The organism is Streptomyces sp. NPDC059679 (assembly GCF_042734105.1).
Classification (GTDB): Bacteria; Actinomycetota; Actinomycetes; order Streptomycetales; family Streptomycetaceae; genus Streptomyces.
Genome location: NZ_JBHWES010000054.1, coordinates 1 through 14,376, shown reverse-complemented (window position 1 = coordinate 14,376; position 14,376 = coordinate 1). Strand labels below are relative to the sequence as shown.

Below are 14,376 nucleotides of genomic sequence, written 5' to 3'. Positions count from 1 at the left end.
GGGGCCCTTGACGCCACCGCGCGCCCCAGCAGTGACGCCAAAATGACGTGCCCACCCATGTCATCCGCTATGCGGCCGACATGGATGGGCACGTCGAAGCGAGGTCCGTCTACGACATCTGCGCCTATGACGACGTTCGACCAATGCGGACATCAGCTGAGGCGGCGTTCTACCCCCGGCCGTGTGCCTGCCGCGACCGGCGGGCTACGGCATCCAGGCCCACGGCCAGGAACAGGACCAGGCCGGTGATCACGAACCGGTAGGACGAGTCGAGGTTGAGCAGGGTGAGACCGCTGGAGATTGACTGAATAACGAGGGTGCCGAGCAGGGCGGCGAAGGCCGAGCCGCGGCCGCCGAACAGGCTCGTGCCGCCGATCACCGCCGCGGCGATGGCGTTGAGATTGACGTCTCCGCCGCCCGCGCTCTGGTTCGCCGCGGCGAGCCGCGACGCGGCCAGGACTCCGCCGAGCGCGGCCAGGCTGGAACAGATGACGAACACCGACGTGTACACGCCCCGTACGTTGATCCCCGCCCTGCGGGCGGCCTCAGCATTGCCGCCGACCGCGTAGACGGACCGCCCGTACTTGGTCCGGGTGAGCACATAGTGCAGCGCCAGCACCAGGGCGACGAAGAGGATGAACATCCAGGCGACGCCACGGGTGCGGCACAGGTAGGAGACCATGAACAGCAGCGCGGCCAGCAGCAGTAGCGACTTCGCGATGAGCCACTGCGGCGACTGTGCCGAGAGTCCCGCGCGGCGCCGCGTACGGGCGCGCACCCAGCCGGCGGCGGAGTACCCCGCCCCCCGCCGCCACTGCCAGCGTGTAGGCCAGCCAGTCGGGGACGAACCACAGCTGCGCGAACTTGACGAGGGTGGAGTCGAAGGGGAGGTTGATCGCGTTCTCGCCCTGCAGCACCAGCAGTTGGACCCCGAGGAAGGCCAGCAGACCGGCCAGGGTGACCACGAAGCTGGGCACCCCGACGCGGTTGAACCCCTGGCCGTAGAGCCATCCGATCAGGCAGCTGGCGGCCAGGGCCGCGAGGACGGCCAGCCAGGTCGGCTGCTCGAACCGGACCATCACGACGGCGGTGATCGCCCCCGACAGGCCGCTGACCGATCCCACGGAGAGGTCGATCTGGCCGACCAGCAGGACGCATACGATCCCCAGCGCGATGACGCCGATCGGAACCATGTCGAAGGACAGGTTCACCAGGTTGGTGCTGGACAGGAACGTGGGGTTCAGCAGTTGGAAGATGGTCCAGATCACCGCGATGCCCGCGATGACGGGCAGCGCGCCCAGGTCTCCGTCCCGGACCCGGCGCACTCCCGCCCGAACGTGGTCGGCGATGTCCCGCGGGGTCGCGAGACGCTCGTCTCGCAGATCGGCGGGCGGCGCCACCCGACTGTCCTCAGTAGTACTCACGGCTGTTCCTTCTCTTCCCGCTGGGCGAGCGTGTGGCGGGCGGCCCGCCGTGACACCACGTTGTCGGCCGCGCCGGTGATCGCGGCGACGATCTCCTCGGACGAGACGTCCCTGACGTCGAACACGCCGTTGTTGCGGCCCAGCCTGAGGACGGCGACACGGTCGGCGACCGCCCGGACGTCCTCCATGTTGTGGCTGATCATCACCACGCCGAGTCCGTTGTCCTTGAGCCGCTCGACCAGGTTCAGTACCTCGGCCGTCTGCGCGACGCCCAGGGCCGCCGTCGGTTCGTCGAGCAGGACGACCTTGGGGCTGCTGAGCAGCGACCGCGCGATGGCGACCGTCTGCCGCTGACCGCCCGAGAGAGCGGCCACCGGTACGTCGAGTGTCGGGATCTTCGCCGACAGCTCACGCAGCAGTTCCCACGAGCGCTTCTCCATGGCGACCTCGTCCAGCATCCACGGCCGGAGTTCCTGACCCAGGAACAGGTTCGCCTTGACGTCGAGGTTCTCGCACAGCGCCAGGTCCTGGAAGACCGTGGCTATTCCCATGGCGTGGGCCTCGGCGGGCGAGCCCAGGGAGACCTCGTCGCCGTGAAAGAAGATCTTCCCCGCGTCGGCCGCGTAGACTCCGGAAAGGACTTTCACGAGCGTGGACTTGCCGGCCCCGTTGTCCCCGACGATGGCCACCACCTCGCCGGCCGGGACATCGAGGTCGATGTCGGTGAGCGCGGCGACCGCGCCGAAGTGCTTGCATATGCCGCGCAGTGACAACGCGGTGTCCGTGTTCTCGCGGGGAACCGCTGTGCCCGTACTCATGGCCCGCTCTCCTCCAAGGCGAAGACCGCTACTTGATGCCCAGTCGGCGGCAGTCGGCGGCGTACTGCTTGGTGCACACGTCCTTGGTCTTGAGAACTCCGTCGGGGCCGAAGATGACCTTCTTGAGGTTCTCCTGCGTCACGACGGTCGGCTGGAACAGCTGGGAAGGCGTGTCGAACAGCGTGGTGTCGGCCTTGGGCTTCTTCCCCTGCATCAGCTCGTGGGCGACGTTCGCGGCGGCCTCGGCGACGGTTTTGATCGGCTTGGAGATGGTGTTGTACTGGTCCCCGGCGATGATGCGCTGCACCGCCGCCAGCTCGGCGTCGTTGCCCGTGACCGGCGGGACCTGTTCATCCGCCGCCTTGAACGCGGCGATCGTGCCCCCGCCGGTGCCGTCGTTGGCCGCCACCACGCCGGCGATCCGGCCCTTGTACTGTGCGATCTGGCCGCTCACCCACTGCTGTGCCTTCTCCGGCGACCACTTCGGCGCGTCGTACTCGGCGAGCAGCTTGAACCCGCCGCCGTCGACGGCCTTGTGGATGCCCTTCTTGATCAGCCCGGCGGCGGCGTCGGTGGGAGACCCGTTGACCTCGAGCAACCCACCCTTGGCCTTGGTCGTCTTCAGGTGATCGATCAGCGACTTTCCGATCGACGCGCCGATCGCCTCGTTGTCGAACGAGACGTAGAAATCGGCCGGCTTCGCGACAATGGGTCGGTCGTAGGCGACCACCTTGACACCTTGGGACTGTGCCGTCTGCACGATCGTCGCCGCCGCGGTCGAGTCGACCGGGTCGAGGACTATCACCTTCGCGCCCTGAGTCATCGCGGAGTTCGCCTGCTGCTGAAGCGAGGCGTCGCTGTTGGCATTCTGATAGATCACCTTGCAGCCCGAGCACAGCTCGGCCATGCGCTTCTTGAACAGCGGAGCGTCGTACTGTTCGTAGCGGGTGGACGCGAGGTCGGGCATCAGGAACGCGACCTTGCCCGTCGCGTCCTTACCCTGGACGGCCTTGGTCGGTTCCTCGGCGCATGCGGTGAGGACACTCAGGGCGATGACGCCGATGAGAGCACCATTGGCCGTTCTCCTCATGTTTCACTCCTTGATCCTGGGCCGCGAACCGGTAGCTATGTCACAACGCACAAAGACGTAGCGCACAAGTAACGTGACGGTCATCGGAAGAGTCAACAGGCGGCCGGAAACGAACATGAGTTGCTGGGAATTCGATCACCTGAAGTGTTCGATTGCCTTGCGTGGCTGAACAGCGGCATACCTCACTTCCCGGGGGGAACACAGGGCATGCCCGGCTGTCACAGCTTCTCTCCAGGTGGAAGTCCCGAAGTCGGCAGGCGGAGTCCGGTGCGCGCGAGGATGTTCTCTTCACATCAATCGAACAGGGAGTCTCATGGAGGCAAACGAACACCCGACCGCCGACGAAGGCGGCCGGGGGCCGAGCGACAGGCGGGAGCGGATCAAAACACGCGTTGTCGACGAAGGCTTCGTCCGCATCGAGCAACTCGCTGACGAGTTCGGCGTCACCCCGATGACCATCCGTCGTGACCTGGACTACCTACAGGCCAAGGGATGGCTCAGAAAGGTGCGTGGCGGCGCGACCGCGCAGCCATCGACGGCATTCCACGGTGACGTCCGGCATCGCACCCAAGCCATGGTGGCGCAGAAGAGCATGCTCGCGCGTGCCGCGCTGACCTTCGTCAAACCAGGTCAGTCCATCGTGATCGACGACAGCACGTCCGCCCTCGCCCTCGTCGGACTGCTCCCGCAGCGGGCACCGCTGACAGTCATCACCAACTTCGTGCCCGTGACCCAGCTTCTCGCCGGCAGCGCCGGAATCGATCTGATATCACTGGGCGGCTTGTACTACCCTGCCTACGACGCCTTCCTCGGTATCCGGACCGTCGACGCGGTCAGCACCCTGCACGCTGACGTCCTGTTCGCCTCCACGACCGCCATCACCCGCGGTCACTGCTACCACCAGTCCCAGGAGACAGTGGCGGTCAAACGAGCCTTGATGGAGGCATGCGACCGTAGAGTCCTCCTGGTCGACCACACCAAGTTCCGACGACGTGGGCTGTACCAACTCGCGCCCGTCACCGCCTTCGACCTTGTCATCGTCGATGCCGACATCCCGGAGCCGGACCTCGACTCGCTGCAGAGCAAAGGTGTGGAAGTCCTCGTTGCCCGACCGGACTGATGGGAGTCGTGAACTACGCGGCCTGATAAGCCGCGACGGGGCCCGTGATCAGTTCCGCCCAGATCGTCTTGCCATGATGGCCGTGTCGGGTGCCCCAGCGTTCGGCGAGCTGGGCGACGATGAACAGGCCGCGGCCGACCGCGCCGTCTACTTCGGCGCCAACGTCCTCATCCTCGACGAGCCCACCGCCGCTCTCGGCGTGAAGGAGGCCGCGCACGTCCTGCGCATCGTCATGCAGGCCCGCGCCAAGGGCGTCGCGGTCATCCTGGTCACCCATAACGTCCGCCACGCGATGATGGTCGGCGACCACTTCGCCGTACTGATCCGCGGTCAGAAGGCCGACGACTTCCGCAAGGGCGAGCGCACCCGCGAGGAGATCACCGACCTGATGGCCGGCGGCGAGGCCATGGCCCACCTCGAAGCCGAACTCGCCCAACTCCAGGCCGACGCCTGACCGTCGCCGCCGCGCAGAGAGCCGCCCGGGGCCGGTGCCCTGGGCGGCTTTGACGTGTCTGTGGCCGAGGTCGCCCCGGACGGTGATGCCCGTCGCGCCGCCGCTGGGGATGGCGTGCCCGCCCCGGACGGTGATGCCCGTCGCGCCGCCGCTGGGGATGGCGTGCCCGCCCCGGTGCACCGCACTGCCTGCCGCGCGGTACGCGGTCGGAATCCCCGGCTCCGCGCCATGACGCGCAACCTCCGCATGTCCCGCGCCCTCTTCCATACCGGCCATGACCGTAGGCGCCGATGTGCCCCGGTCCGGGCCGCACGCCGGCTGACCGACTTCGGTTCCGACTCCACGAGGACACACCGCCTGATGCCCGACGAACACTTCGACCGCATGAGGACGATGTCATCGATCGTCCGCGCACAGCCCGTTGCGTTCGTCGAGAAATGTACAGTTCGGTTTCCGGGGAGTCGGCTCACCACGCGTCGGCGAAACCCGACCTGTGCGGAGCCGCCGCTGCCCATGGCGCGGACCGTATGACACCGATCCGCACCCGGGGCATCCGGGCGCACGCCGGAACCGCAGGAACCGTCCGAGCCGTCGTCTGTCCTTGCGCAGACGGCCTCGGTGTACACGATCGACTTGGGGCCGACATGCCGGAACTTGTACTGCATGCCAATAGACGCACCTGGACCCTGGACGCGTCCCGGAGCTACACCATCGGGCGCGACCAGCAGGCCGACATCTCGTTCATCGACCGTCGAGTCTCCCGGCGGCACCTCGTGATCCGTTGCGAGGGCGGGACGTGGGTCATCGAAGATCTCGGCAGCGCGAATGGCACGTTCGCCGAAGGGCGTCGTATCCAGCGGATGGAAATCGGCCACGGTTCGATCGTCCGGCTGGGAGACGTCTCCACCGGTATGCGGCTGGACTTCACGGGAGCCTCGGCGGCAATGGTTGACGATCAGGCGCGTGCTGACGTTCCGATACGCGCGGGGCTGCCTCAAGGCGAGGCCCGTCCCGAGGCCCGGGGAGCCACGGATCGGGACACGCCGGAGGCGGCCGCCATGCCCCCGGTGGTGCCCGGTCCCCGGGCGGGGGAGGTTCCGGGAGCCCCCATGAGGGTGGCGGCGCCCGGTGGCGACGACCTGTTCCGGCCCCTCCCTCACCACGCCGCAGCCGACCTCGCCCGTGCCGCGGTTCCCCGGACGCCCGGAGACGCGAGTGACGCCCGGGACGGTCGCCGGTCCGAAGGGCCCACAGACGGTCCCCGTGGAGCCGCCGCGGCCCTTTCCATCGACCGGGACCCCTCGGGCGTCTACCCACTCGTCCTGGGGCAGCGGCTGCGTATCGGTCGCGCGCAGGACAACGAACTCGTGGTGGAGGGCCCGCATGTTTCCCGCTACCACGCGGAGTTCCGGCCCCTGCCAGGTGGCCGCTTCGAGATCGTCGACCTCGGCAGTCACAACGGCACCTATGTCAATGGGCAGCCCGTGGACCGCCGGATCATCGGCCCGTACGACATCGTCGGTGTCGGCCACTCCACCTTCCGGCTTGCCGGAGACCGGCTGGAGGAGTTCGTCGACACCGGTGAGGTCTCCTTCACCGCCCGCAACCTGACAGTGACCGTCGGGCGCGGCAAGACCATCCTGGACGACGTCTCCTTCGGTGTCCCCGAGAAGTCGCTGGTCGCGGTGATCGGGCCGTCGGGTTCCGGGAAGTCCACCCTTCTGCGCGCACTCACCGGCTACCGGCCCGCGGACCGTGGTCAGGTGCTCTACGACCACCGCGATCTCTACGCCCAGTTCGCCGAGTTGCGCCACCGTATCGGCCTCGTCCCGCAGGACGACATCCTGCACAAGGAACTGACCGTCGACACCGCTCTGAAGTACGCCGCCAGGCTCCGCTTCCCCGGTGACACCAAGGCGGCCGAGCGCAAGGCCCGTATCGACGAGGTGCTCCAGGAGCTCAGACTCGATGTTCACCGGGGCAAGAAGGTCTCCTCGCTCTCCGGCGGTCAGCGCAAACGGGTGTCCGTTGCCCTGGAACTGCTGACCAAGCCCTCCCTGCTCTTCCTCGACGAGCCCACCTCCGGTCTGGACCCGGGCCTGGACCGCAATGTCATGAAGTTGCTGCGGGAGCTCGCCGACGACGGCCGCACCGTGCTGGTGGTGACACACTCGGTCGCCGAACTTTCCCTGTGCGACCGGGTGTTGGTCATGGCGCCCGGTGGCTCCGTGGCGTACTTCGGTCCCCCGGGCGAGGCCCTGGACTTCTTCGGTCATGACAGCTGGGCCGATGTCTTCTCCGCCTTCGAGGACCATCGCGACGACTGGGGCGGGCGCTGGCGGGCATCCCGGCAGTACGACCGGTGCGCCGCGGAGATCGACTCGGCCGTCCCGCCGCAGCAGCCGGGCGCCCCTGCGGCGCAGCCGCCCGCGCGGGCTCCGCGGCCCAAACCACAGGGCTGGATCGTCCAGTTATGGACGCTGATGCGCCGCTATGTGTCGGTCATCGCCTCCGACAAGGGCTTCATGGCGCTGATGCTGCTGCTCCCGGCCGTGCTGGGCGGAGTGAGCTGTCTGGTTCCGGCGACATACGGACTCGCCGCGCCACCGCCCGACAGCCGTTTCCGCTACAACCAGGAGTCCGGAACCATTCTGCTGGTGCTGGTCGTCGGCATGTGCTTCTCCGGCGCGGCCAACTCCGTACGTGAATTGATCAAGGAACGGGTGATCTACGAACGGGAGAGAGCCACGGGGCTGTCCCGATCCGCGTATCTGATGTCGAAGGTGATCATCCTCGGTCTGATCACCGCGATGCAGGGTGTCGTCATTTGCGCCATCGGCTTCTCCGTCCGCCAACTGCCCGCCCAGGGGCTGCTCATGCCCACGGCCGTCGAGGTCTGCGTGGTCATCAGCGCGCTGGGCTTCACCACCATGATGTTCGGTCTGGTCATCTCCGCGCTGGTGCGTACCCCGGAGAAGACCATGCCGCTGCTCGTGATGTTCGCCGTCGTCCAGGTCGTCTTCACCGGGGTCCTCTTCAAGCTGTTCGACTCCCCGGGCATCGAACAGATCGGCTGGCTGATGCCCGCCCGCTGGGCGGTCGCCGGCGCCGGGACCACACTCGACCTCGCGCACACCATGCCGCCCTGGAATCTCGACAAGCCGGACGATGTCGACCCGCTGTGGGCCCACACCGTCACCCAGTGGGGCATCGACCTCGCTGTGCTCCTGGCCATCGGGCTGGCCTGCGGCTTCGTGGTGACCCGCCTGCTGCGCAGGCACGAGCCCGAGGTCATGCGGGACTAGGGCTGTGAAGTGCCGGTGAAAACCCTGTGGAAGTGGTGTCGGTGGGGCCGTTTATGCTGCCTCAGACGATGACGCGGTACCAGGGGAGGGCGCGGCATGTTCGGCAAGCTGTTCGGCAGGGATACGGAGAGACCGGCGGCGGATCCGCACGCCCTTCCCGTCCCGCGCAGGCAGAAGAACGGGACGTACACGCTGCGCGCGCTCGGGGACGCGCGGGTGCTCGCGCTGGTGGAGGCCGCCGCCGCGGGTGACTGGGAGGCGGTCAAGGCGGCGCTGGCCCCCTTCGATCTCGGCCGCGACCACCAGGTCCTGGGCGAGCTGGCGGAGTTGGACGGTGTGCAGGACTGGATCGGCAGGGCCTGCGAGGAGGACAAGGAGCACCGGGCGACCGCCCTGCTGATATCCGGGACGCGCCACATCAGCTGGGGCTGGGAGGCCCGCACCGCCGCGCGTGCCATGAACGTCACGCAGGAGCAGTGGCGGGTCTTCCACGAGCGGCTCCGCAGCGCCGAGGAGCAACTGCTCGAGGCCGCCGAGTTGCGGCCGGAATGGGTCACGCCGTGGCGCCGTCTCCTCACCTCCGGCCGTGGCATGTCGCTGGGCCCCGCCGTCAATGAGACCCGGCTCGACGCCGCCCTGGGCCGCGATCCACTGGACCTGGAGAGCCACGTCGAGTGGGTGTCGCAGTTGCAGCCCCGCTGGGGCGGCGAGCCCGGCGAGGCCCTGGCGTTCGCCCGCGACGCGCTCGCCCGCGCCCCGCAGGGGCACCGCCTCGGCTGCGTGATCGCCATGGCGCACATCGAGGACTGGGTCGAGTCGGATCATGAGGACTGCCTCGAAACCCCCGAAATCCAGGCCGAGTTGCGGGAGGCGGCCGACCGCAGCATCCTGCACCCCGCCTACGCGTGGCGCCCGGGCTGGCAGCACGACTTCAACATGTTCGCCATGGCCCTGTCGCTGGCCGGTGAGCGCCACACGGTCCGGCGCGTCTTCCAAACGCTGGACGGTGCGTACACCAAGTGGCCATGGACCTACTTCGCGGAGCCCGAGAAGCAGTTCGCCCGCCACCACCGCCGTGCCTGAGCACCCGCCGGCCCCGGTGCCGCCTGCCCGCCACCCGTCGCCCCTCCCACCCCGGACTGTCCGATGACCCTGCCTGACACCGCCGTCAACCCGGCCGGCGCCGACCGCACCTTCCAGGTGGATCTGCGCGGCCTCGTCGACCTCCTCTCCCACCACCTCTACTCCAGCCCGCGCGTCTACCTGCGTGAACTGATGCAGAACGCGGTGGACGCGCTGACCGCCCGGCAAAGCCTCGAACCGGCCGCGCCCGTCGAACCGGCCGCACCCGCCGACGCCTTCGGTATCCGCCTGTACGCCGACGGTTCGGTGGTGCGCGTCGAGGACGACGGCGTCGGTCTGACCGAAGCCGATGTGCACACCTTCCTCGCCACGATCGGCCGCAGCAGCAAGCGCGCCGAGCGGATCGCCGAGCAACGCGCCGACTTCATCGGCCAGTTCGGAATCGGCCTGCTCTCCTGCTTCCTGGTCGCGGACGAGATCCACGTCCTGAGCCGCTCCGCCCGTACCCCCGACGCGCCCGCCGTGGAGTGGCGGGGACGCGGCGACGGCAGCTACACCGTCCGCACCCTGCCCGCCTCCGCCCGCCGCCGCCCCGGCACCACCGTCACGCTGACGCCGCGCGCCGACGCCGGCGAGTGGACCCGCCCGGCGCAGGCGCACGCGCTGGCCCGGTACTTCGGCTCCCTGCTGCGCCACCCGGTGACCTTCGACGACGGTACGGGCGGTACGGGCGGCCCGAGCGTGTCCGTCAACCCCGAGCCCGCACCCTGGGCGCGTACGTACCCCACGCCGGGAGCCCGCTCCCGTGCGCTGGCCGCGTACGGCGAGGAGGTCTTCGGATTCACGCCGCTGGACACCATCGAGCTGGACCTGCCGGCCGTAGGTCTGAAGGGCATCGCGTGCGTGCTGCCCGAGGCGGTGCCGGCCGGGCGCCGCCACGGCCACCGCGTGCACGTCAAGGGCATGCTGCTGTCCGAGCAGGCCGAGGAGATTCTGCCCGAGTGGGCCTTCTTCGTCCGCTGCGTCATCGACGCCGAGAGCCTGCGCCCGACGGCGTCCCGCGAGTCCCTGTACGAGGACGACACGCTCGCCGCCGTCCGCGACGCTCTCGCCGAGCGGCTGCGCGAGTGGATCGCCCGGGCCGCCGCCAGCGACCCGGACCTGCTCGCGCGCTTCCTCCAGGCTCACCACCTGGCCGTGAAGTCGCTCGCGGTGCACGACGGCGAAATCCTGCGGATGCTGCTGCCCTGGCTGCCGTTCGAGACCACGGACGGGCACACCACTCTCGACGAGTTCGCGCGCACCCACCGCACCGTGCTCGTGACATCGAGCGTGGAGGAGTTCCGGCAGGTCGCGGCCATCGCCTCGGCCGCCGGGCTCGGCGTCGTCAACGGCGGCTACACCTACGACCGTGAACTGGTCCACCGGCTGCCCGAGATCAGGCCCGAGGCCGTCGTCGCCGACCTCGACCCGGCGACCCTGACCGCCCACCTCGACCCCGTGGACCGGGAGACGGAACTGGCCGCCGCGGCCTACCTCGCCGTGGCCCGCGACGCCCTCGCGGTCTTCGACTGCGATGTCGCGCTGCGCACCTTCCAGCCCGCCTCCGCCCCCGCCCTCCTCGTCGACAGCCGCGAGGCGCGGCACGAGCGCACCCGCTCCCGGCTCGCCCGTGAGCAGGAGGGTGGCCTGTGGGGCGACATCCTCGGCGCTCTGAGCCAGGAGGCCCCGCGCGCCCAGCTGATCCTCAACCAGCTCAACCCGCTGGTTCGCACCGCCGTCACCATCGACGAGCCCGAGCTGGCCCGCACCAGCGCCGAAGCCCTCTACGGGCAGGCCGCGATGCTGTCCAGGCGCCCTCTGAGGCCCGCCGAATCGAGCCTCATCAACCGCTCCTTCCTCGACCTGCTCGCCCACGCCCTCCGCAAGGACAGCTGACGATGCCGACCGCGCCCGCACCCGCACCCCATCCCCGGAACACAGACGAGCTGTACCAGGCGCTCCAGGAGAACGACCGGCGCGCCTACGGCCGAGCCCGGACCGTCACCGCCGAGGAACTCGTAGACGCCGCCGAGCAGTTCGCGGAGCCCCTCCCGCTCGTCGATGCGCTCCTCGAGCTCCAGGAGGCGTACACCTACGGCTCCGAACCCCGGAAGTCGCCCGTTGTCTTCGCGCGCCTGCTCACCCTCTTCGACGAGCAGCCCGACGTCTTCGACGAGCGCCTGCGCCACATGCTGTTCTGGCGGTTCAAGTGGGTGGCCAACGCTCTGCTCGCGCTGCCCGAGATACCGCTGACCAGCCTGCGCCAGTGGCTGTCGGAGATGCGTGACCGGTACGAAAAGGCCGGCCTCGGCCTTCAGCCCTACTACGGACAGGCGTACCAGCTCGCCGCCCATGTCGGCGAGGACACCACCCTCGCGTACGAGCTGTGGGCGGGCCGCACCCGCACCGGGCTCAGCGACTGCGAGGCCTGCGAGACCTGCGAACGCGCCCTGTACCACCTCGGGGCGGGCGACGACGAGCGGGCGCTGCGCACCTGGGAGCCCGTCCTGGCCGGGAAGGAATCCTGCCGGGAGGAACCGGCCCGTTCCGTCTCGTACGCGCTGTTGCCCCTGCTGCGCACCGGCCGCACCGACCGGGCGCGCGAACTGCACCTCGCCGGCTACCGCGGCTGCCGCCGTAACCCCTCGACGTCCCAGGAGGTCGGCCGACACCTGGAGTTCTGCGCGCTCACCGGCAACGAGGCACGCGGCCTTGAACTGCTCGCCGAGAACCGGAGCCTGTTCGACGAGGTCGACTCGCCGCTGGACCTGCTCAGTTTCCTCACCGGCGTGGAGGTCCTCCTCCAGCGCGTCGAGTCCCTCGGCCACGGCGAACTGCCCGCCGCCGGGTACGCGGGCCGCACCTGGACGGTGGCCGGCCTGGGCGCCGAGGTGCGCGGCCGCGCCGACGACCTGGCCGCCCGCTTCGACGCCCGTAACGGAACCACGGCCCACACCGACCGCCGCAGGGCCCGCCTCGACCGTGCCCCGCTCCTGGACGCGCTGGAACTGAGCTTGCGCATCCGCAGCCTCGACGACGTGGCCCCGGCCGCCCCGGTTGTCGCGCCCGCCGCCCGTACAGCCGCCGCCGTTCCCGACTCGCTGCCCGAACTCATCCTCCGGGCCAGGAGGTTGGATGAGCAGGGCCACCCGGACGCACTGGCCTGCTGGGCGCGGCTGCGCACGCTCGTCGCCGCCCGCGACTACACCCATCCCGACGACCCTGCCGTGGGCCCGCTCGTACGACTGCGCGCGGACCTGCTGGCCGACGAGGCGAGCCGGGCGGGCGAGAAGGAGGAGTTCGCCGACGCCGCCGCCCTCCACGAGGAGGCCGCGGCCCTGTACGACGACGCCGGAGAGCCGGGTGACGCGGCGCTCGCCCGCGCCTGCGCCCTGCTCGCCACCGTCGAGACCCCCGCACAAGGCGCCGACGGAGCCGAGGCGAAGGCCGTTGCGCTGACCGCCGCCCACGCTTCCATGGTCCGCCTGCACGAGGAGACGCCCGGCCTCGCCCCGTACCAGGAGGCCCGCCTGCTGCGGCTGCGGGCGACCACGCTCGGCCTGCGCGTACAGACGTCGGGGAGCGAGGAGCACGTCGCGCCGGTCCTCGCCGAGGTGGACCTGCTGCACGCGTTCGCCACCCGGCACGACCTCGCCGGCCAGATCTCCGGCGCCCTGCTGCTGCGGGCCAGCACGTACGCCATCTCCGGCGACCTGCCCGCCGCCGTCACGGAGATCGACGCCCTCCTCGACCGGCTGAAGGCGCAAGGTCCCGCCTGGCACCTGCCCCGCACGCTGGGACTGCGCGGCCGGCTCCAACTCAGCCTCCAGGCCGCGCGGGCCGCGCACGCCGACCTGACCGAAGGCCTGCGACTGGCCGCCGACTGGCCGGCCGACGCGGTCGACACCGCCCGCCTCCACGGTGATCTGGCCGAGGCATGCATGCGCCTGGGCCGCCCCGACGAGGCCCTGCAGCACCTGACGCGCTCCGGAGAGCTGGAGCTTCGCCGCGGCAGCCGGACGGACGGGTTCTGCGCCTACGGCAACGCGGCCCAGCTCACCCTCGACCTGGGCCGGGTCGAGGACTGCATCGCGCTGCTCGACTCCCTGCTGGCCGAACCGGACGTCGCCGCCGGAGAGCAGGACGACCGGCTCGTCGCTCAACTGCGCCTGACCCGCGCCCGCGCACTGCACGCGGGCCAGGACCTCAAGGCCGCCACGGCGGAGTTCGTCACCCTCGCGGCCGAGTCGGCCGACTGGGACGACGACCCGGGGAGCCACGCCATGATCGCCGCGGAGACGGCCGTACTCCTCGGTGAGTCCGGCGAGTTCGGCCGGGCCCGCGAGGCTGCGGACCAGGCACTCGCCGCCCACGCCCGGGCTCCGCGCTACGAGCAGCTCAGCAACTGCCTGCGCGAACTCGCCCGTCTCCAGGCCGAGCAGCAGGGCCCCGACGGCCTGGCCGACGCCCTCGCCTTCCTGGCCGACGCCGGCCGGATCGCCGACGAAGCCCGCGCCGCCGAATACGAGGCCCGCGGCCGCTCCCTGGACACCGCTCTGGCCTACGAACACGGACGGGTCAACGCCTACGCCGGTGAGTACGAGGGCGCCCTGGCCGCCCTGGAGAAGGCCCTCGCTCTGCTCGGCGAGCCGGGAAGGGACGACGACCGCGCCGCCGAGTGGGCCGAGTGCGTCCGCCTCGCGGGCGCCGTGGAGGGCATCTACCTGGAACGCCCCGCCCCCGCCCTCACCCGCCTCGATGCGGCGGTCTCCCACCTGACCGCGTTGGGCCGCACCGAGGAGACCGAGCCGCTGATCTCCCTGGCGGCTCGGCTGCGCGACGAGGAGTGACGCGGCGGTACCGGGGCGACAGCCCGCCCCGGTACCGCGGCACGCCGTGCTCACGCCGACGGCGGCCGGCTGAACGCGCCCTCGGGCAGCGGTGCCGTGGGCCGTATTCGTTGCCACAGCGCATCAGGGATGGGCTCGTCGACCCGCCGCGCAGCGAGGCGCACCTGGTCGGGGGAGGCCATACCGGCGA

Annotated in this window: 8 protein-coding genes and 1 pseudogene; 6 read left to right on the top strand and 3 right to left on the bottom strand. The window is 70.1% G+C overall.

All coding sequences use genetic code 11. The features are described from left to right. Positions 1-169: 169 nt before the first annotated feature. From ACFV2X_RS39710 to ACFV2X_RS39700, 3 genes and pseudogenes are all read right to left on the bottom strand, one after another. Positions 170-1,400 (bottom strand): annotated as a pseudogene (locus ACFV2X_RS39710) (sugar ABC transporter permease). A gap of 20 nt (positions 1,401-1,420) precedes the next feature. After that, complete coding sequence (locus ACFV2X_RS39705) at positions 1,421-2,242, bottom strand: ATP-binding cassette domain-containing protein (protein ID WP_385626166.1); 822 nt, start codon at positions 2,240-2,242, stop codon at positions 1,421-1,423. A 28-nt stretch (positions 2,243-2,270) separates the two neighbouring features. Beyond that, a complete protein-coding gene (locus tag ACFV2X_RS39700) occupies positions 2,271-3,332 on the bottom strand; it encodes a sugar ABC transporter substrate-binding protein (protein WP_385626165.1) in 1,062 nt (353 codons plus the stop codon). A 313-nt stretch (positions 3,333-3,645) separates the two neighbouring features. Between ACFV2X_RS39700 and ACFV2X_RS39695 the strand changes: the two genes are divergently transcribed. From ACFV2X_RS39695 to ACFV2X_RS39670, 6 genes are all read left to right on the top strand, one after another. Further along, positions 3,646-4,452 carry a DeoR/GlpR family DNA-binding transcription regulator gene (locus tag ACFV2X_RS39695; protein ID WP_385626164.1) on the top strand — a complete coding sequence of 269 codons (807 nt, stop codon included), beginning with the start codon at positions 3,646-3,648 and terminating at the stop codon, positions 4,450-4,452. Positions 4,453-4,534: 82 nt separating this feature from the next. Beyond that, complete coding sequence (locus ACFV2X_RS39690; RefSeq protein WP_385626163.1) at positions 4,535-4,906, top strand: hypothetical protein; 372 nt, start codon at positions 4,535-4,537, stop codon at positions 4,904-4,906. Positions 4,907-5,550: 644 nt separating this feature from the next. Beyond that, positions 5,551-8,211 (top strand): FHA domain-containing protein, encoded by a 2,661-nt coding sequence (locus ACFV2X_RS39685; RefSeq protein WP_385626162.1) that lies wholly within the window; start codon positions 5,551-5,553, stop codon positions 8,209-8,211. A 96-nt stretch (positions 8,212-8,307) separates the two neighbouring features. Then, positions 8,308-9,294, top strand: coding sequence for a hypothetical protein (locus ACFV2X_RS39680; protein WP_385626161.1), 987 nt, complete (start codon positions 8,308-8,310; stop codon positions 9,292-9,294). 63 nt (positions 9,295-9,357) lie between these two features. After that, on the top strand, positions 9,358-11,232 hold the full coding sequence (locus ACFV2X_RS39675) for an HSP90 family protein (RefSeq protein ID WP_385626160.1): 1,875 nt from the start codon (positions 9,358-9,360) through the stop codon (positions 11,230-11,232). 2 nt (positions 11,233-11,234) lie between these two features. Then, positions 11,235-14,186, top strand: coding sequence for a hypothetical protein (locus ACFV2X_RS39670; RefSeq protein WP_385626159.1), 2,952 nt, complete (start codon positions 11,235-11,237; stop codon positions 14,184-14,186). Positions 14,187-14,376: the final 190 nt, after the last annotated feature.